The 18977-nt window shown below is 30.2% G+C and carries 16 protein-coding genes and 1 pseudogene; 15 read left to right on the top strand and 2 right to left on the bottom strand.

Features of this window, described 5'->3' with window-relative positions; translation table 11 throughout:
• Positions 1 to 19: 19 nt before the first annotated feature.
• A complete protein-coding gene (locus AC0N0V_RS11490; RefSeq protein ID WP_474464265.1) occupies positions 20 to 616 on the bottom strand; it encodes a TetR/AcrR family transcriptional regulator in 597 nt (198 codons plus the stop codon).
• Positions 617 to 832: 216 nt separating this feature from the next.
• Here AC0N0V_RS11490 and AC0N0V_RS11485 point away from each other — a divergent pair, with 216 nt between their 5' ends.
• On the top strand, positions 833 to 1810 hold the full coding sequence (locus AC0N0V_RS11485) for an alpha/beta fold hydrolase (protein ID WP_474464263.1): 978 nt from the start codon (positions 833 to 835) through the stop codon (positions 1808 to 1810).
• Positions 1811 to 2126: 316 nt separating this feature from the next.
• On the opposite strand, the gene AC0N0V_RS11480 is transcribed toward AC0N0V_RS11485, so the two are convergent.
• A complete protein-coding gene (locus tag AC0N0V_RS11480; RefSeq protein WP_474464261.1) occupies positions 2127 to 2477 on the bottom strand; it encodes a rhodanese-like domain-containing protein in 351 nt (116 codons plus the stop codon).
• A gap of 682 nt (positions 2478 to 3159) precedes the next feature.
• On the opposite strand from AC0N0V_RS11480, the gene AC0N0V_RS11475 reads away from it, so the two are divergent.
• The 14 genes and pseudogenes from AC0N0V_RS11475 to AC0N0V_RS11410 all read left to right on the top strand — a co-directional run bounded on the left by AC0N0V_RS11475 (position 3160) and on the right by AC0N0V_RS11410 (position 18924).
• Positions 3160 to 3612 (top strand): DUF4418 family protein, encoded by a 453-nt coding sequence (locus AC0N0V_RS11475; RefSeq protein WP_474464258.1) that lies wholly within the window; start codon positions 3160 to 3162, stop codon positions 3610 to 3612.
• Entirely contained in the window at positions 3612 to 4817 is a 1206-nt protein-coding gene (locus AC0N0V_RS11470) for an ABC transporter permease (RefSeq protein WP_474464256.1), read from the top strand. Before AC0N0V_RS11475 ends, AC0N0V_RS11470 begins: the two co-directional genes overlap by 1 nt.
• Positions 4818 to 4820: 3 nt before the next feature.
• Complete coding sequence (locus AC0N0V_RS11465; RefSeq protein WP_474464255.1) at positions 4821 to 5495, top strand: ABC transporter ATP-binding protein; 675 nt, start codon at positions 4821 to 4823, stop codon at positions 5493 to 5495.
• A gap of 79 nt (positions 5496 to 5574) precedes the next feature.
• Entirely contained in the window at positions 5575 to 5817 is a 243-nt protein-coding gene (locus AC0N0V_RS11460; RefSeq protein WP_474464254.1) for a DUF2922 domain-containing protein, read from the top strand.
• A gap of 201 nt (positions 5818 to 6018) precedes the next feature.
• Positions 6019 to 6202 (top strand): annotated as a pseudogene (locus AC0N0V_RS11455) (IS1595 family transposase); the annotation flags it as partial.
• Between the two features lie 43 nt (positions 6203 to 6245).
• A complete protein-coding gene (locus tag AC0N0V_RS11450; RefSeq protein WP_474464513.1) occupies positions 6246 to 6503 on the top strand; it encodes a restriction endonuclease subunit S in 258 nt (85 codons plus the stop codon).
• 314 nt (positions 6504 to 6817) lie between these two features.
• Complete coding sequence (locus tag AC0N0V_RS11445) at positions 6818 to 7141, top strand: hypothetical protein (protein WP_474464252.1); 324 nt, start codon at positions 6818 to 6820, stop codon at positions 7139 to 7141.
• Positions 7142 to 7205: 64 nt separating this feature from the next.
• Entirely contained in the window at positions 7206 to 8216 is a 1011-nt protein-coding gene (locus tag AC0N0V_RS11440) for a type II TA system antitoxin MqsA family protein (protein ID WP_474464251.1), read from the top strand.
• A 397-nt stretch (positions 8217 to 8613) separates the two neighbouring features.
• Positions 8614 to 9600, top strand: coding sequence for an SPASM domain-containing protein (locus tag AC0N0V_RS11435; protein WP_474464250.1), 987 nt, complete (start codon positions 8614 to 8616; stop codon positions 9598 to 9600).
• Positions 9601 to 9740: 140 nt separating this feature from the next.
• Complete coding sequence (locus AC0N0V_RS11430) at positions 9741 to 10247, top strand: MarR family winged helix-turn-helix transcriptional regulator (RefSeq protein WP_474464249.1); 507 nt, start codon at positions 9741 to 9743, stop codon at positions 10245 to 10247.
• 75 nt (positions 10248 to 10322) lie between these two features.
• Positions 10323 to 11378, top strand: a complete 1056-nt coding sequence (locus tag AC0N0V_RS11425) for a permease (protein WP_474464247.1) — start codon at positions 10323 to 10325, stop codon at positions 11376 to 11378.
• A gap of 1598 nt (positions 11379 to 12976) precedes the next feature.
• Positions 12977 to 13480: a hypothetical protein gene (locus tag AC0N0V_RS11420; protein ID WP_474464246.1), complete on the top strand. Its 504-nt coding sequence runs from the start codon at positions 12977 to 12979 to the stop codon at positions 13478 to 13480.
• Entirely contained in the window at positions 13464 to 15182 is a 1719-nt protein-coding gene (locus AC0N0V_RS11415; protein ID WP_474464244.1) for a phospholipase D-like domain-containing protein, read from the top strand. The genes AC0N0V_RS11420 and AC0N0V_RS11415 overlap by 17 nt, the downstream gene beginning before the upstream one ends.
• A gap of 10 nt (positions 15183 to 15192) precedes the next feature.
• The gene (locus AC0N0V_RS11410) at positions 15193 to 18924 is read left to right on the top strand and encodes a hypothetical protein (protein ID WP_474464243.1); all 3732 of its coding nucleotides are present in this window, start codon (positions 15193 to 15195) and stop codon (positions 18922 to 18924) included.
• Positions 18925 to 18977 lie beyond the last annotated feature (53 nt).

Here is an 18977-nt window from a genome sequence, read left to right as displayed (position 1 = left end):
TTTTGGTGAAGCAAAATAATTATTTTACTTCACCAATTACTGATTTTAATCCTGAAATCATAAAAGGAAGAACCTCTTTGATCAATGCAGAAGTGTCTTTCAAAGTACCTTTACTATGCCAGCGTTTAGTGGCACAATATATGCCGCTGCTAATCATAACAGTAATCAGCTCTAATTTATCTTGTTCAGTTCTTGAAAAAGTTTTTCTATTGATGAGCATATTTAACACGATATCTTGTAATTTAAGTTGAACTTTGATATCAATTAGTACAGCTGCGGATTTATACAATTTTGTATAGCTATTGCCTATGGATTGATGATAATCACACATAATAAGTATTAAATTTCGTAAAGTTTCCTCAGTTAATTTTGTATCAGAATGAATTCTACTAGATACAATTGTCATAAACTTATCAGATATAAAAGAATCTAATAGATTATATTTATCTTCAAAATGAGCATAAAAGGTTGAGCGATTTACTGGTGCTCTTTCTGAGATATCCTTTACAGTTATATCTTCAAAGGATTTTTCATTAGCTAATGAAAGAAATGCATTTTGAATTAAACTACGAGTTCCAATTACTTGCCTATCATTTTTTTGAGATTTTGATATCATATTTTTTCCTTTCTAACTTAAATAGTATGTACCTTTAGCAAATTCATATCATAATTATGTTTTGTTAAGTAACCAACATTATAGTACTTTTGTTGGTTGAAGTATTAATTTTAGTGCATTATAATCATAGCATGCACAAATCGCTTTAACAACACGTGTTTAATAACCAAACGATTATACTGTTATTTATAATTAGTGTGAAAAGGAGGAAGTAAAATGAGTGGATTAAAACATAGAATTATTGAAACAAATGGTATTAAAATGCATATAGCTGAACAAGGAAAAGGACCACTTGTATTATTGCTTCATGGTTTTCCTGAAATATGGTATTCATGGAGGTATCAGATTCCTGTTTTAGCTGAAGCGGGTTTCCATGTAGTAGCACCTGACTTAAGAGGTTTTGGAGATACAGAGCGGCCAGACGATATTGATCAATATACGCTACTTCATTTAGTTGGTGATATAGTGGGATTACTAGATGCATTACATGAAGAGAACGCTGTAATAGTAGGGAATGATTGGGGCGCAACACTTGCATGGAATGTAGCATTATTAAGACCAGATCGATTCCGTGGGATTATTGCGTTAACAGTACCCATGATGCCTCAACCGCCAATTCCTCCAACTACAGTTTTTCCACAGAATGATAAGGAGTTGTTTTATACCCTCTATTTCCAAACCCCAGGTGTGGCAGAAAAAGAATTCGAGCAAGATGTACGTTTTACAATACATAATTTATTATATTCAGCATCAGGAGAGGCAGGTACATGTAAAGGTAACGATGAAACTCCGAATCCATTTAACATGGTATCAAGAGAGCACGGCTTACTTTCAGCATTACCAATGCCTAGAATAACCTCTTGGCTTAAAGAAAAGGACTTAGATGTTTATGCAGAAGCATTTGCTAAAACAGGATTTCGTGGTGGATTAAATTATTATCGTAATTTAGATAGAAATAGAGAATTATTAAGCTGCTTCAATGGAGTGAAAGTAATAATTCCTGCTTTATTTATAGTAGGAGATCGTGATGTTGGTCTTAGTATTCCAGGAATGGATCAAATAATTTCTGAAATGCATAATCTGGTTCCAAACCTTCGTCAAACTATCTTCCTTAAAGATTGTGGACATTGGGCTCAGCAAGAGAGACCAGAAGAGGTGAGTACAATGATAATTTCATTTCTGAAAAGTCTCTAGTGCCCTATATGAAGTAAAATAAAAAAATGATTGATTTCAAAGGTAGAGCTTTGTATTCCTAAAAGATGGAATTTCACTATATTTTATTGTGTTTTTTTATATCCTGAAATGCTTATAAACTGCTTGAAATCAACGTTTTAGGGTTTGGTAAATTTTTCATGATTTCTATAGCGGTGGCAAACTGGTGGCAAGATTTGATTTTGCCACCGGTTATATTTTCAATTATTTATCTAGTAAGTATAGAAATTTATTTTAACAAATACTATTTTGATCTGATAATTAACTTTTCTCGCTAATTTATAAGAAGTTATTATTTTCATTTCTTTAATTGATATTTCCAAGCCATGAGACCTTTGCTAAGATGATAAACCTGAGTAAAATTATCATTTATAAGAGCTTTTACAGCAGAAGGGCTTCTTCCTCCAGATGCACAATGTACAAGAATAGGAATATCCTTATATTTTTCTAACTCTTTTATTCTCTTAGATAGTTGCTGTAATGGTATATTCTTAGCTTTAGGGATATGACCTGATTCAAATTCACCTTTTGTTCGTACATCAAGGATGATCATGTTTTTGTTTTCATTGATTAATTTATATGCTTCTTCAGCATTCACATTTTTTACATTTTTATTGCTAAACATAAAAAGTCTTTTTCTAACGGTCATGAAAATAATGAAAGCAAATAGTAACCACCATATTATATCTTTCAAAGATATCACCTCTATATATTACTAAATTTGAATATTATGATATAATAATATCACATAGGGAACATCCAGTAAACCCCTGTGAGGTATAATTCTGAATGCAATTATATCATAAGATGGTTATATTAAGCCATAAAATCAAGTAATGTATCCTATATAGAAAATGATGTTTCCAGAGACAAGAAAACAGCTAAGGATATGGCTTATAAATTAGATCAAAGAGGAGTGTCTATGGCGGATACTAGCAGAAATATAGTTATTAGCTTTCATCAGGAAAGTATTCATATAATACTAGGACTATAAATAGCACACAAAGGAAGGCAGAAATATGCCTTCCTTTATATTTTCAAAAGGAATATAACGAGTATGAAATTGATTTGGTAGGTTTGAGTAATACATATGGATGTTAGCGCAGTAAGGACATTGATATTGTTCATAGGAAGTATACATATTATTCATTCCTTTGATAGACTCATAACATTATCATATGTTTTATTTTAAGGAATGTACTTAGAACTCATCCTTAATTAGATTCAAGTTTGTATAAAACCCCTTAAAGTGTCAATAATTTTCAAAGAATGGTTTATTTTGTAAAAATAATTAGAGCTCAAAATAAGCATAATGATGAGGAGAATTAACAATGAAGAATAAAAAAGCAATAGGGATAATTGCAATAGTACTTGGAGTGCTAGTTGCCTTAATTCCCAAAGTAATATTTCCTGTATGTACCGATATGATAGAATTGATAAACGGCAAAGCTTTATACATGAAGTGCCACTGGACAGCAATGGCAGAGTTATTGGTTGGAGGACTTATCGCATTTAATGGTGTATTGCTTATTGTATTCAAAAAATATGAAACACGTCTTGCACTTAGCATAATGTTATTTCTCCTTGGCTTAACTACACTGCTCATTCCTACATTAGTTATTGGAATGTGTGAAACGGCTGCTATGGACTGCCGAGTGGGTACAGAACCAGCATTAATAGTAGTAAGTGTAACAATTATGGCAGTTTCAATAGGAAATATTATTTCTCAAATAAGTTTTATAAGATCACAGCAGCTACATAAAGGAAGAAGTGTGATCGAGTAATGGAAAAAATGAGGTTGACAACATTGGTAATAGCTATCAAAAACCTTAGAAAACGTTCATTTAGAACGAAAGGTCTCATCGGTATTGTTGCTGTTTTAGCATTTACAATTTTTTGTGGAGCATTGTTATCGGAAAGCCTAAGCTTAGGTAAAAATTATATGTCAGGGAGAATGGGGGCAGACATTATGGTCGTACCCCGTGGATATGCCTTAGAGCTTCAGAATACACTTTTAAGAAGTAAGTCTAACACATTTTATATGAAGGAAAATATAGCAGATAAAATTTTAGAAGTGCCTGGCGTAGAAACGGTATCTCCTCAGTTATTAATTGGATCACTCAATGCCTCCTGCTGCACAGTTCAGGTGCAATTAATAGGTTTTAATCCAAAAACAGATTTTACAATAAGATCCTGGATGACAAAGATTGATAGCAGTAAGCTGGGATTTGGAGAGGTTGTAATAGGAAGTCGTGTAAACGCAGCAGTTGGGTCTGACATATGGTTATTTGGTCAGCCTCTTAAGGTAGCAGCAACCTTGAATGATACAGGGATGGGATTTGATTCTTCAGTATTTATGACCATAGAAACAGCTAAGCATATGATAGAAACATCAGCAGAAGCAGCAGTTCATCCTGCAGGAAGTGGAAAAGAGCAGGTATCTGCGTTATTTATCAAATTGACCAATGGTTCAGACGTAGCTAAAGCATCTAAAACTATATTGAGCGAATATCCTCAAACAGACGTTATTATTTTGAATGAGATGATCAAGCATATTGAAGATCAAGTAAATAATATAAAAGGCTTAGCTTATGGAATTCAAGGGCTCTTGTGGTTAGTATCTATTTTAATTCTTGCAGTTATATATACTTTTACTGCAAATGAACGGAAGCGTGAATTTGGACTGCTTTTGTTACTAGGAGCTACTCGTAAAAAACTTGAAAGCTTACTTATGACAGAAACAATAATTATAAGCCTTTTAGGAGCGCTTATAGGAGTATTTGCAGCAAGTTTTATTATGTTTGAATTTCGTATGTTAATAGCAATATCACTAGGAATCCCATATATGCAGCCAACAATAGGCTTAACAATTAAATTAGCTGCTATGAGTATGCTAATCTCAATATTGACAGGTGTAATTGCTTGTATCTATTCTATAAAACGCATAGAACATCTGGATACTAATATTATGATTAAGGAGTATGAATAAACAATGCTGGAATTGAGACAGTTAAAGAGAATATATGAAAGAGATAATATGGCTTCAATTATTGCAGTAGATAATGTGAATATTAAAGTTATGCCTGGAGATTTTGTCAGCATCATTGGAAGATCAGGAAGTGGAAAATCAACTATATTGAACATGATTGTGGGGCTGCTTCGTCCTACTTCTGGTAAGGTTCTAATAAATGGTTCTGATTTATGGTCTATGAATGATAAAGCTATGGCAAAAATCCGTAATTCTAAGGTCGGGTATATCCCACAGGGTCCCAGTCTTCTTTCAAATTTGACAATATTAGATAATGTACGTCTGCCCTTTTGTTTGTCTCATACAAAAGGCAGTGGTGTTGAGATTGCAATGAATCTTCTGGAAGACATAGGATTAAAAGACTTGTCTGAAAGATACCCTGCAGAACTTTCAGGTGGCGAAATGAGAAGAGTAGCTATTGCGCGGGCGCTGATAAATAATCCTGATATTTTGATTGCAGATGAGCCTACCGGTGATTTAGATGAGAAAACTACTAAAGAAGTGATGAAATTGTTTTATGATATAAATTCTAAGGGTACTACAATTCTTGTGGTTACTCATGAATATGATATCACCAACTATGGTAACAGATTATGTATAATGTCTTCAGGAAAATTAATTGAGAAAAAAGCAATATAGCTTATATATCCTAATTAAAGCAGCTATTGATGGTAGAAAATTTGTTAGGCAATATAAGCTATTTCTAATGTGAAGTTAAATGGCACATAAACTTGTTATGAGATTTACCACTGAAGAGGATGGTAAGTATTTTTCAATGAATTTAGATAATATTAAGGCAGATAAAGCGACAGGACAACCTTCTGTTACTCAAGCAGAAGTGAACACGCCTATGGATCTTATAGTCCAAAAGAAAATCTTTGCAACTAGCTATGGTGCAATAGTTGGTAAAAAAGATGCCAAAGTTGTAAACACAGCATCACAAGAATTTACTATTGCCTAGACTTGATAGCCCTGCAGATTATGCAGGGCTATCATTATTTTATAAGAAAAAATGGAACAATATATATAGGAAGAGATGGAAAAGCTATAGGAAATCACTGTTTAAATTATAGGCTATGTTTTAAATCAGCGTTGAAAATTGATATTTATTAAAAAAATAAGTTATACTCATAGATAGAATAAGTATTTAGGAGGTTGCATTATGCCAAATGTGAAGTCTATATTAAATGATATTGAAAAGTTGCCATTACATCAGAAAGAAGGAAATAATTTCAACTTTAGAAGAAATTCTTGTCTTAGGTTCGCAAGTAAGCCAAGTAGAACAAGAAGTTAAAGAATTTAGATTTTCTAAGGGGAAAGTATGCCCAATTTGTGACTCTGCAACTAGTTGGATCATCTGTAATAGTTAAAGATATAAATCAAACTATAATGCTTAGTGACAAAGTATGGAGAGTAGAATTTAATAGTGAAATTGTTAGTAAAGAGTTAATAAATTATTATGTTAAATCAATAAGCGGAAGAGAAGAGATAGAAAGAAGGGCTACAGGTAATCAGTTATCTATGAGAAATATTTCTCAAGATTCATTTAAAGATATTGATATTATGCTTCCTGATATTAAAGAACAAAAAGAAATCGTAATAATACTAGATAAGCTTTTAGAAGAAGAATCTAAAAAGGTAATATGAAAAGTCTTAGTTATTAGGTTAGCTAAGGCTTTTTATTTTCTAAAAAGGTGTTAAAGCTAGTTTTTAAGATATATCAATCATGACTATATTTATAAAAGAGAGATATTAGATTGGATAAGCTATAGAATAGGTGAACTATAAGATTATAATACATGTGTATATTTCAATAATTTTGGGGGAAAATTATCAATGAAGGTGCCATCAAATAGTGGCACCTTTTAAACTGCCGTGATATACTTATACTAACGACACAAATTACAAAAGGCGGTGGTACTATCAATACGTCTTGCGAGCACGCCGTTAGAGCTGCATTTTTGAAGAGAGTTAAAAAGATGATTATTGAAGATAAAAAGCTTGATATAGAAAACAAAAGAGTAAGATTTGCTAACTATAGAAGAGAGAATAGGGAATTTCTTGAAGATACAGGATTACTTACTGAAGATATTTTTGAATACATACTTGGGTTAACGCCCGATGAGTGTTATGCGGGATCAGAAATTGACAGAGACGGATATGAAGGGTTAATATGCAAATATAAAATTGAAGATGAGTTTGATAAATGTGTTTATGTAAAGATAAGGAGTAATCCTCCAAAGGAAGTAATGTGCATATTGTTTCATTATGATACTCCTACATAAATAATAAAAAATGTAGATTTTCAATAAAGATAGTAAGATAAAGGTCAATAAGGAGGTAAATGGTATGATAAAGGCATATTGTCAGCATTGTGATACAGTAACTATGTGTAACATGGATAAAAGAATATATGAAACCTATAAAGGTATACGTGTTGATGTTGAAGAAGTTGTGCCTGTATGTACTAAGTGTAATAATGAGGTATTTGTACCTGAAATTGAGGACGAGAATCTCAAGAAGATTTATGCAAAATACAGGGAAAAAACTAGTTGTATTTCTCCAGAGGAAATAATTCGTTTTAGGGATAGATATAGTATATCCCAAAGAGAGTTAGTTGCAATACTTGGATGGGGGAAGATGACTGTTAATCGCTATGAAAGAGGTTCGTTACCAAGCAAAAGTCACAGCGATTTGCTAAAAACTTTAATAAATGATGATAAGATGTTTATGAACATTGTTAAGGAAGCCTATGAGCAAGAAAGAATATCTAAGAAAGTCTATGCTAAATTAGCTAAAGAATCAAAGGAATATTCAGGTGATCAAATTTATGCGGTAGATTCAAAAGCTCAGTTGATTTTAAAGCTAAACAAAGAACCGAGTATCTATAATGGTTTTAAGAGATTTGATGTGGTTAAAGTTGAGAATTTAATAAGCTACCTTGCTGATAAGGTAAATTTATATAAAACAAACCTAAATAGACTATTATGGTATATTGATTTTATCAATTATAGAGACAATGCTCAATCCATTACCGGATTAAGTTATATAAGGTTTACTCATGGACCAATCATTGAAGGTTTTGCGTACAATGATCTAATTACCGGTTTAAAAGAAAAGTTTACATTTGATGAGTATGAAGATGGAGAGTACTTAAAAACAATCATCAAGAGTAATAAGAATTATGATTTGAGTGAATTTAAACCTTATGAGATTGAGATTATAAATAATGTTATTGACGAGTTTGGTAAGTTAACCTGCAGGGAAATAAGTGAAAGATCACATAAAGAAATTGCTTGGATCGAAGTTAAAAACAAGGAACTAATATCCTATGAATATGCAGATTTAATTAAGAATTAGTTTAATGTATAGTTTATAAATAACTAAAAGTTAAAGTGGGGCGCAATAATCCCCACTTTTTACTAAATATTTATTTTATACTTGTAGTTTATACTTGTAGTTTATATCATGAAAGACATGTAACTAAACATCTATAAATTGAAATGTTTTTATCCTTCATATTTCTAGTGTTTGAGATTATATAAAAATTTTAAGAGATTTTAGAAAAAGTTAAGAAGGTGAATATATAGTGATTAAAGCTGATGGGGAAATTTCAAAAAGTATATTGAAAAAGGTGAATCAAAACATATACTTACTACTGTAATTATTTATTGAGACATGCAAAGGATTAGATTATGAAAATATTTTAGAAGAAATCTTTCCAATACACTATGTAAGAAAGAATAAGAATAGATGTATGGAGGTAATTGATGAGTTTAAAGAGTATACAATGGATACATACTTACATAAGTTAAATTCTGTTCAAGAACGTGAGATTAAAACGAATTTAGAGTTAAAAGAGATAGTTATCGGAGGGATAGGAGAGGCCGCATGTTCTCCACATTTAAAAAAGACACTGGAATTGCTGAAAGACTATAAGATTACAGTAACTACTAATGGTACCTTAATGGGTGAGGAGCTATCAAAGTATTTCGTTAAATTTGTAGATGTTGTAACGGTATCTATAGATGGATCAGTTGACAAGTATAAGGAAATAAGAGGGACAGATTTAGATGTGGTTGTGAGAAACATAAAACTACTTAAAGAGTTGAAAAATAAATATTCTTCTAAAACACCACTTATTGAAATACAGTTTGTATTATCCAATGATAACTTAAATGAAATTTTTAAGGTTATGGATTTAGCGAGTGATTTAGGAGCAAACAAATTTATAATATCAAATATTATACCGCAAAGTGAAGAAAATAAAGAGAAGATATTATATAGTAGATATGAAAATAAGAAAATAAAGAGCTTATTTAATAAAGTAATGTTTTATGCTCTGCGTAAAGGAATGAAAGTGGTTATGCCAAATTATGAGTTAAAAACAATACGACGATGTAATTTTATTGAGAATAATACTACTTTCATATGTGCATCTGGAGATGTAGCTCCATGTTATAGATTTTCTCACAATTATAAAGAATATGTTTTCGGCAGAGAAAAGTATATCGATAGATTTGTATTTGGCAACATAGAAGAAGATACGTTGAATAATATATGGAATAATATAAGATATAGTAGTTTTAGACAAAGAATTTCAAACAGTCTATATCCTTCATGCATAGACTGTGCCCTAGTTGATGGATGTGATTATGCCAAAAGTGCAGAGTCAGATTGCTATACTATATCACCTTCCTGTGGAGATTGTTTATGGAGTAGGGGATTTGTTCAGTGTCCTTAAGTAAAAGGATAGTACTTTAGTAAAAGTGTGAAAGAGTGTAGGATTTTTTTCTTATATTCTTTTATATTTTTGTATGATTAAAATTGTATTGACCATACAATATGTGTATGGTACAATTAATTTAAAAGGAGGTAATTACAATGAATAAGGATAAGATTATAAAGGATATTAAGAATAATGTAGATAACGGCAACGACTTATCTAAAGAATGTTGTGTCAGCGAAGTTGGTGAGATGGTACAAAAGCTGGTTAGAGTATTTCAATTATTTGAAAGAGATCAAATAAAAGTACACGGATTTACTAGTTCTCAGTGCTATACTTTACTGGAGGTATATAAGTCAGAAGGTCTAACTATGAATGAACTAAGTGATAAAATGAATCTGAATTCAAGCACAATGACAAGAATACTTGATAAACTTGTAAGAGATAATTTAATAGATAGAGAGAGAGACGAGAAGGACAGAAGAGTAGTAATTGTGAAACTAACTGAAAAGGGGATGGAAGCAGCTATTAAGCTGAATAATACTGTTAACCAATATTATAAAAAGACAATAGAGAATATTCCTTCAGGGCAAATCGATGATATTTTGAACTCTGTTTCAGTATTATTAAGTGCTTTTGAAAAGGCTAATCCAAACTGCTGTTAATTTTTTTTATGATAAATTTGCATGATACAAATAATGCATGATACATTGTATTATATAAAAAGGAGTGAATAAACTATGTATAATTTTTTAAAAGACATATTACTAGCTATCTTAGGTTATTTGGAGGCTGACTGGCTGGTATTGTTAATAGGTATATTACTTGCAGTATCTATAAATGTATATGTAGATTCAAATAAGTTAGAGAAATTTTTTAGAAGAAAGTCAGGTATATCTATACCGGGAGCAGTAGTTTTAGGAGCATTGACACCTCTTTGCGCTTGTGGAACAATGGCGGTACTATTATCTATGTTTATATCTGCAATGCCATGGGGAACAGTAATGGCATTTTTGATATCGTCACCGCTCACAAGTCCGTCGGAGTATATGTTTGAAACTGCTTTCTTTGGGAGTAGATTTGCCAATGGATTATTAATTTCTTCTATAATCTTAGGATTACTATCAGGTTTTATTGCCCATATACTTGAACAAAAGACTACCTTTTTTAAGAATCAGTTTAGACTGGTTAAACAACAGGATGCATGCGGGTGTGCTATAGAGGAAGCTTGCTGTACTAAGCCAGAAACTAAAAAAGTAATTGCGAGAGAAGGAAAAGTTATTAAAGCCAAGAAAATGTCCTTTGTAAGTACATCTAATTGTTGTAATGAAACTAGTGTAGCTAAAAAAAGTTCAAATACTATAAAGAAGTATAAAATTGATAAGTTTTTACAAGAGTTTATAAATATAGGCATTAAGAAGATACTGTTATATTTTGTGATTTTCATAGCAATTGGTAGAGTAGTTGAGATGGTAATTCCAAAATCATGGATAATGTTACTATTTAGTGGTGATAAATCATATTCTATACCCCTTGCTGCAACAATAGGTTTACCACTATATCTAACAGATTCATCTGCTATACCTCTTCTAAAGTCTTTTATTAATTCTGGTGCTGGAGAAGGAGCTGTATTAGCATTTTTGATAGCTGGAAAAGCAACAGGGGTTCCCGTAATTGCTGGAATGTCAACATTCTTAAAGAAAAGAGCATTGATATTTTATGTTGGGTTTATATATGTTGGAGCTATATTTGCAGGGTACATTTATCAAGCATTGATAATATTAAAAGTTATTTAATATATACTGTCTTAAAAAAATAATTTTATAGATTAGAAGAGGATACCCGCCGTAAATTCTATAAAGGGTATCCTTTTGGTATGTGCTAAAGTTTTCTATATGCTATTTTAAAAAATTTGACACCTTAAAGGATAAATTCAAAACGAGTGTAAGTGAATTAGAACCAGGGTTTTCGAATGAAGCTACAGACTAGCTTTAACTCTTCGTTACCTCAGAATAAAAGCTAGTCTATAGGCAGTAAATATAATGGGCTGCTCCGCCCCAAGCCCAGGAAGCATAGCTTCGAAGTCTTTATAATAGTCTCCTTTTGGTCGAAAGGAAGCTTTGTACAAGCTATTATTTTTCTATACACTCGCTGCAGCTCCGCATGCTTTAGGAATTCCTATAGGGTCAGAAGCTACACTCCTTCCTTTCAAAACAATAGCTTGTACAAAGCTAATAATCCGCACAACGTAATAGGTCAAAAGGCCCTGTTAAGTTATAGGAATTAAATAGGACATATTGGAGATTTAGCTTCCTAAAAAGTTTTTAAGATGAGCCATTTGACCTATAGTACCAAATAGGAAACTTTAAACAAGCTTATATTTGCTTTTATCTTAGGTATTCCTATGGAAATCAAAAATAAGCTTGTTTAAAGTAGAAAGAAAACAGAGATGCTAGATTTTTCGTATTAACAGCGGTAATGTAATGTATATATAGTTTAATTTATTTCATATTTTAGCTACTGAAAAGCTAGCTGCCATCCTGAGCAGTGTCAAAAAACAAAAACACCCACTGAAAAGCCAGTGGATATCATATGCGACTAAGTCTATAAGCCGAGTTTTGTATTCAAAAAAGTGGAGATTTTCATATATTTTATTGTAATATTCTATATTTTGAAGTACCTATAAACCGCTTGGAATCAACGTTTTTACAGTTTGGTGTATTTTAGTGTATTTTTTTATAATTTCTATAGCGGTGGCAAACCGGTGGCAAGTTTTATTTTGCCACCGGTTATTTTTTAGCTATTTCATCACTTAACCAGTAGATTAAGCTATAAACATATATAAGTTGTTAAGGCATTTATACTAAAGAAAGTCCAGGATAAGCATCAAGTCAGCACACTAGCAATAAACTATAATTGGATATGTGATTAATCCAGAGATCACAGTAAGATAACACATCATAAATGAAAATCAAACTAAGATTAAAGTGAATCTATAGGATTGATATAGGTACTAAGAAATATAAGTACAACTTAATAGATAATAAATACTAAAATTTGCCTTGAAATTTAGATTTCTTTGATAGTGGTCTTTTTTGTTAATGAAAAAAATACAATACTTATATGCTGGAAAATAGAATTAGCCTATGTCAATAGTATCAGTCAAATAATTGAAAATATTAAAATAACATATAAAATACATATGTTATATAGATTTGCTACTTACGATTTAATCGTAATAAATTATGTGGCCTGGAGAGTATTGAAAGAGAGAGTACGGGATAATAGAGAACTTATACAATCAATAAAAAGAAAGTCAATAAATATCCATTTTATTTAAAAATATTATCCATAAAAAATAGTGCTCAATTAAGTTGATTATGGGGTGGAAAGGATGAATTTTGGTTGGACAACTAATTTAATTTCAAAAAAAAATATTAAAGGGAAAAGTATGCAATCTATGTTTTTTAAAAATGTATGCTTATTGTTGAAAAAAGGTGATATTAAATATGAACAATTGATAATAGAAAATATAAGGGCAAAAAGAGTTATTGTGATAAATGGTATTGCATATTATATTTTGGTTCATAAGAAGGGGATATCAACGTGGCAACCTTATAAAAATATTATTAATCACTTAATTGGAGTTTATAGTAAAAAATGGGTAATTATAACTGCAAACAAAGAAGAGCAAGAATTAAAAGGTTATATTTACTGTTTTGATGGACAAGTTATAGAAAAAGCTATTAAAGATAAAGAGATTGTTATATATTCAACAAATCGACAATATTATGAACTAAAACCAGATGATTTTAATGTGAAACCTCAAAAATATGATAATAAAGAAGATCTGTTTAATATTTGGGAGGAGATAATAAAAAATGGAGCAAGCAAATAGTGAATGGAATTTTTTATCCAAACATAAAGATAAAAATATATGTAATTCCACAATGTATAGAGAGGTTATCCCACAAGAGGAAGTATTACGCTATATTCCAGAGTATTATTTATGTACTTCATACGGAATAGATATTGAATTTCTGATAGAGCATATGATAAATATTGGATGCTTTAATCTTATTAAAAATGGAAATTTAGATGTATTTTATGATGTTCACAATGCATCTGGATTTGATAGCGAAAATCAGGCAATACATGCATCGTGTATACATCCATATAATCCTTATAAAGAATTAAATATAGCTCATGGAAACTCAGCATTCCATCCTAAAATACAGCTTATTAGATATGGAAATGGAAGCAAAAAAAAGAAATATATATTTATTGTGTCAAGTAAAAACTTAACAGGTGGAAATTTACTCGATTGTTATGCTGTTTTCTTAGGAAACACGCAAGATGAAGAAAATAGTAATCAACGTAACGGAAATGGGATTAAGAAATTTTTAGAAAATAATAATATAAAACTAGAAAATAAACTAGGACAATCTATTTTAGAGGAGGTTGAATTTATTGACTTTAAACTTCTAGGTGACAACGATTGCGAAGTGGAAAATGTTGCATTTTGCGAGGCGGATGAAAATGGGATAACTAAATATATTAATGAGTTATCAGAAATCATTTTGGTTTCTCCATTTCTATCGAAAGAAATAATTGAAAATAAAAATATTAGTAAAGTAGTTTCAAGTGCAAGTGCCTATAGTAAATTAGAAGATTTAGATAACGACACCAAAGAAAAGTTATTGGAACTTGATGATGAGAATATACCAGAGTTACATGGTAAGGTATACTGTGGGAAAAAGCGTGGTGACTCAGTTCTTATATTGGGTTCATCAAATGCTACTAATAATGGCTTGGGGGTTAATGGAAAACAAAATGTAGAGTTTAATGTTATTATTACGTTTAAAACAGAGAGATTCTATAATGAATTTAGAAAATCAATTACAGAATGCGAATTAATTAGTAATGAGATAATATTAGGAGGCAATATACCAGGAAAAAAAGGTGATGCAGCTATTGAGTGTTTCATGAAATTCGTTAGTAAAATCAAGGATATAAGAGTAGCGCGAAATAAAGAAGAACAGGATGATTGGGAGTTAGATATTAATTTTTGTAGCCTCATAAATAACAATGGTGAATACTCAATTAGTATTGAAGGAAAGCAAATATCAGAAAATACCAATAAAATAAGTATTGCATTAACAAAACCTAAAATGGCACTACATATTAAGGTCTCTGATAAGGACGGTGGTGAATATAGCCAACAGCTAAATATTGTGCCATATCTACAATGCGGAGAGGTTAATGAGTATAAGAATTGTTTAGAGAAGAATGTAAAAAATGCAAAAAAAAAGTTGGTAGAGATATTAACAGAGAGTATCTTTAGAGGAAAAACTCAAGAAAAGCTTTTTTTAACTCAGAGTATTGATAAGAGTTTAAGTAATAAAAATGCAAAAAGTAATAATGTAATAGATTATCAGATTTATGAAAAACTTAAAAAAATGGCAATACAAATTGCAAAGAATGAAGATGATATTAAGGAAGTTGAAAAAAAATATAAAAAATCAATTAGTGATTTAATAGAAATTAATAGAGATGTTAATGATGATTTTGTTAACAATGTGCTGAAGCAAATAAAGTGAGGTGACTTGTATGAGTGAAGTGGAATTTCAGAATAAAACTGCTGACTATATTTGCAAAAAGTTGTATCCAGAGTTGTATTTAGATGCACTTAATAGTGAAGGTTTATCATATAATAAATTTCTTTTAGCTGATGAGGTAGGTTTGGGAAAAACAAAAACTGCAGCAAAAGTGATAGAAAACATTCTAAAGAAAAAAAACAAACTAAGAATTGGTTATGTTTGCGCTAATATTGCATTGGCACAAAAAAATATTAAAAAACTTATTCCAAATGTTGATGGGAAAGAAGTACAAAATTATAAGCCTAAAAGGCTAGCATTATCCTTTATTGATATTATTGAAAAGTCCCAAGATAGTAAACTAATAATTGACCTGCTAACGCCTGCAACAAGCCTAAAGATGTCATCTATTGGCTCCTTAAGAGAACGTGCATACACATATTGGCTGTTAAAATTATGCAATAACAATTTTAGTGAGAAATTATGGAGAGAGATAGCAAAAACAGATAGAGTTATAGTAGAGGATCGCTTTAGTAATGCTATTAAAGAAGCAGAAGATTGGTATGATAAATATAAAGCCCAAAGCATTATATATGATTTTTTTTGTAGTTTTAAAAAAAATTGGAAAAAGGAATATATTAGTCTATATGAAGCAAGGGAAAATACATGGATTAAAGATATTCTAAAATGTATTGCAACTTTACAACCAAATGATATAGATATTTGTACAAAAGCATTCAGGATTATTGAAAAATATTGTAATGTAATTGGCATAGAAGATAAAACTTTGAAAAATTATAAAAAGAAACGAAAAAGTATTATAATTGGTAATATTAATGACTGTATAGATATTGACGAGGAAACAATTAAGAAGATTATTAAGGATTTAAATCGAGAATTCAAAAATGGTAATCATAAGTATAAAAAGAACCAAAAAATAAGTTTCTTTTTTGACGAATTGATTAGATACTTACAATTAGATATATATCTATATTATGGAAAGGCCTACATTGATTACATTAATAAGGAATACAATGATAAGATTCTTCAACAGTTATCTGAAAGTATTAAGGCTAGAATACCTGATTATAACAATAAAAATTCTTACTCAAGCATAGTTACCAATAACATTTTAAATAAAACAGATAAATATATTAAAGAATTGCAGGATATTAGAATTCAATTAAATAAAATTTGTCTAGAATTTATCAAGGTTGGAAGAAAGTGCATGGCTTTGTCAAGTATAGATATTTTACCATCAGATTTAATAATAGCAGATGAGATACAAAATTACTCAGAATTATTGTCAAAGAATAAAAAGAGTCAAACTGAACTTGAAGTGGTAATAAAAGAGGTTATTCATAAAAAGGATAGGAAAGTTTTAATGCTCAGTGCGACACCATTTAGATATTCAACGAAAATAGGGAAATGTGATGAATGCATTGATGCAGATGAACCAGCTGACATAAATGAAAATGAAAATATATTATTGGAAAATGGTAAGGATAAGATAATTACCGATATTAATGAAAGTGAAGAGATATTTTATAAAATTAATTCAAATGTATATGATGAATTTACACTAATATTAAATTATATGACAGATGAAAAATTTGATTTAAAAAAGTGGGAAGAGCTCATGCAAGAAAAATCAATACGTTTACAAAATGCTAATATCAAAGAATATGTGAAAGTTGTGCAAAAACAGGAGAAGATGCTTAAAAATGCAAATATAGCAAGAACAGAGAGATACATGGCTGAAGATAAAGCTAAAATTGTCTTATCAAAAGATAATCAAAAAGATAACACTGTTTTAAAATGGAATAAAATATCAATACAAGAATTATTGACAATACCTATAATAAAGCCAGACTTTAAAATCATTCATGATAGTAAGAAAATTAAAAAGAATAGAATATGTTGTTTAATAGACACAGATAACAAGATAACTATGTTCTTACACGATGGAAAAAGTTTTTATGTTCTAGACAAAAAAATTGAAGATGAACTTTGGAATGCTATTGATTTTGATATTGATTATTTAATTGATGATGAAGCAACATATTGTGAACTTTTATATGATGAAAAAAGTGGCATGGGATGGAGATGTGATCATAACCCCAAATATAAAAATGAATTGTTTAAAATATTCAATAGGAAAGAAATAGCATTAAGTATAATCAAATCTACGCCTGCGTTTTTTTCCTTTGCGTTCAATGAATATAAACGTTTGAGAAACATTACGGATGAAAAAAACAAATTTAAAATTCATTATAGTGCAGTCCAGGAACTTGAACCATTGTTTGGTATAGATAATAAGAATAAACTTATAAACCAAAGGATGGAAGAATTATATTCTACAGTATTTGATGAAGAGCAAGGGGAAATGCTATTGTTTATACCACCAACAAAACCGCATTATAAACTTAGAGGTGTATACAAGAAAAAACAAGGGTACTCTAAACGACTCTTTTTTACAGATTTAAATATGACTCCCCGTAGTTTATCTGCTTTACTATCTTATGAAGCAAGAAGAAGAATAATTGAAAAAATAAAAAAAAATATAGAAAATGGAATTATAGGTGTTAATGGATTTAAGCTAATAGAATTTAAAGAAGAATCAAAAAAAGGTTATGAAGTAGTGGCTAAATTAGTAAAACAAGATATAGAATTATACAGTAAAATAGAGAATGTTAGTTATAGGGATGTTATATCAAAATTAGATAACAGTGAACATTTGTGTGACACCGATATATATATCGCAGCATCACCATATTTATACTTTATGGAGTTATTTAAATGTAACAAGGATTTATCGAAAAAATTAAGTGAATATTATTATAATTTCATGGTAAGAAATGACTCTTTAAGAGTTTTAGAGGCATGTCATCCAGGTAAGAAATTGTTTTGGCAAATAATGAATTATGGACTAGAGGGAAATATAAGAAGTGTATTAGACGAATTTATTTTTATGATTGACTCTGATAAGGAAGATGGCCAAACATTAGAGGAGGCAGTAAGTAAAAAATTTAAAGACTTAGCTGATATAAAAGTGAGAGATATTAATGTTTTATGTGATAACAATAAGAAAGTGAATATTTCACTGGATTATGCAATTGGACACTATTCAGGTGATACCCTTACTGATAATAAAAAAGCAAATACGTTAAGTAGAAAAATTGATATATTTAATTCTCCATTTAGACCATTTAATTTTATATCTACATCTATTGGACAAGAAGGGTTCGATTTTCATTGGTATTGTAGAAAAATAGTTCATTGGTCTTTAGTTTATGATCCTGTAAAGTTTGAACAAAGAGAAGGAAGGGTTAACCGTTATCACTGTCATAGTCTTAGACTTAACATTAGTAAAAAGATAGAGTGGAATGAGTATACGTATGAGGAATGGAATAAGATATTTAATAATTTAAGACAAAGCGACAAATCAAAAATTACTGGTGGTCTCTATCCAGATTGGGTATATTTTAATAACGATGAAAATAATGATTTTAATATCGTAAGAGAAACTTATTATTACCCAGACAGCTGTGAGGTAAAAAGACTCCCTGATGTTGTAAAATGTCTTGGCTATTACCGTGCTTTGTTGGGGCAAAAGGATGTAGAGCAGTTTGAAGAGAAGTTGAAAAAAATGTTAAAAATAATGTTAGAAAAAAATCCTAAAATGTCTGTAAATGATTTATTTATTAATTTATCTCCATGCTTTGAAAAAAATATAAAGCCTTAAACAAACTTATATTAGATATTTATAGAGCACCAATAAACTTATTTAAGATAAAA

The organism is Clostridium sp. CS1-1 (assembly GCF_056135525.1).
Note: the sequence above shows the minus strand (reverse complement) of the source record. Positions and strands in the feature narration are given on the sequence as shown.

Coding starts and splice junctions, on each gene's coding strand:
- AC0N0V_RS11490 (WP_474464265.1), bottom strand. CDS start 616: ATGATATCAAAATCTCAAAAAAATGATAGGCAAGTAATTGGAACTCGT.
- AC0N0V_RS11485 (WP_474464263.1), top strand. CDS start 833: ATGAGTGGATTAAAACATAGAATTATTGAAACAAATGGTATTAAAATG.
- AC0N0V_RS11480 (WP_474464261.1), bottom strand. CDS start 2,477: ATGACCGTTAGAAAAAGACTTTTTATGTTTAGCAATAAAAATGTAAAA.
- AC0N0V_RS11475 (WP_474464258.1), top strand. CDS start 3,160: ATGAAGAATAAAAAAGCAATAGGGATAATTGCAATAGTACTTGGAGTG.
- AC0N0V_RS11470 (WP_474464256.1), top strand. CDS start 3,612: ATGGAAAAAATGAGGTTGACAACATTGGTAATAGCTATCAAAAACCTT.
- AC0N0V_RS11465 (WP_474464255.1), top strand. CDS start 4,821: ATGCTGGAATTGAGACAGTTAAAGAGAATATATGAAAGAGATAATATG.
- AC0N0V_RS11460 (WP_474464254.1), top strand. CDS start 5,575: ATGGCACATAAACTTGTTATGAGATTTACCACTGAAGAGGATGGTAAG.
- AC0N0V_RS11450 (WP_474464513.1), top strand. CDS start 6,246: ATGCTTAGTGACAAAGTATGGAGAGTAGAATTTAATAGTGAAATTGTT.
- AC0N0V_RS11440 (WP_474464251.1), top strand. CDS start 7,206: ATGATAAAGGCATATTGTCAGCATTGTGATACAGTAACTATGTGTAAC.
- AC0N0V_RS11435 (WP_474464250.1), top strand. CDS start 8,614: ATGGAGGTAATTGATGAGTTTAAAGAGTATACAATGGATACATACTTA.
- AC0N0V_RS11430 (WP_474464249.1), top strand. CDS start 9,741: ATGAATAAGGATAAGATTATAAAGGATATTAAGAATAATGTAGATAAC.
- AC0N0V_RS11425 (WP_474464247.1), top strand. CDS start 10,323: ATGTATAATTTTTTAAAAGACATATTACTAGCTATCTTAGGTTATTTG.
- AC0N0V_RS11420 (WP_474464246.1), top strand. CDS start 12,977: ATGAATTTTGGTTGGACAACTAATTTAATTTCAAAAAAAAATATTAAA.
- AC0N0V_RS11415 (WP_474464244.1), top strand. CDS start 13,464: ATGGAGCAAGCAAATAGTGAATGGAATTTTTTATCCAAACATAAAGAT.
- AC0N0V_RS11410 (WP_474464243.1), top strand. CDS start 15,193: ATGAGTGAAGTGGAATTTCAGAATAAAACTGCTGACTATATTTGCAAA.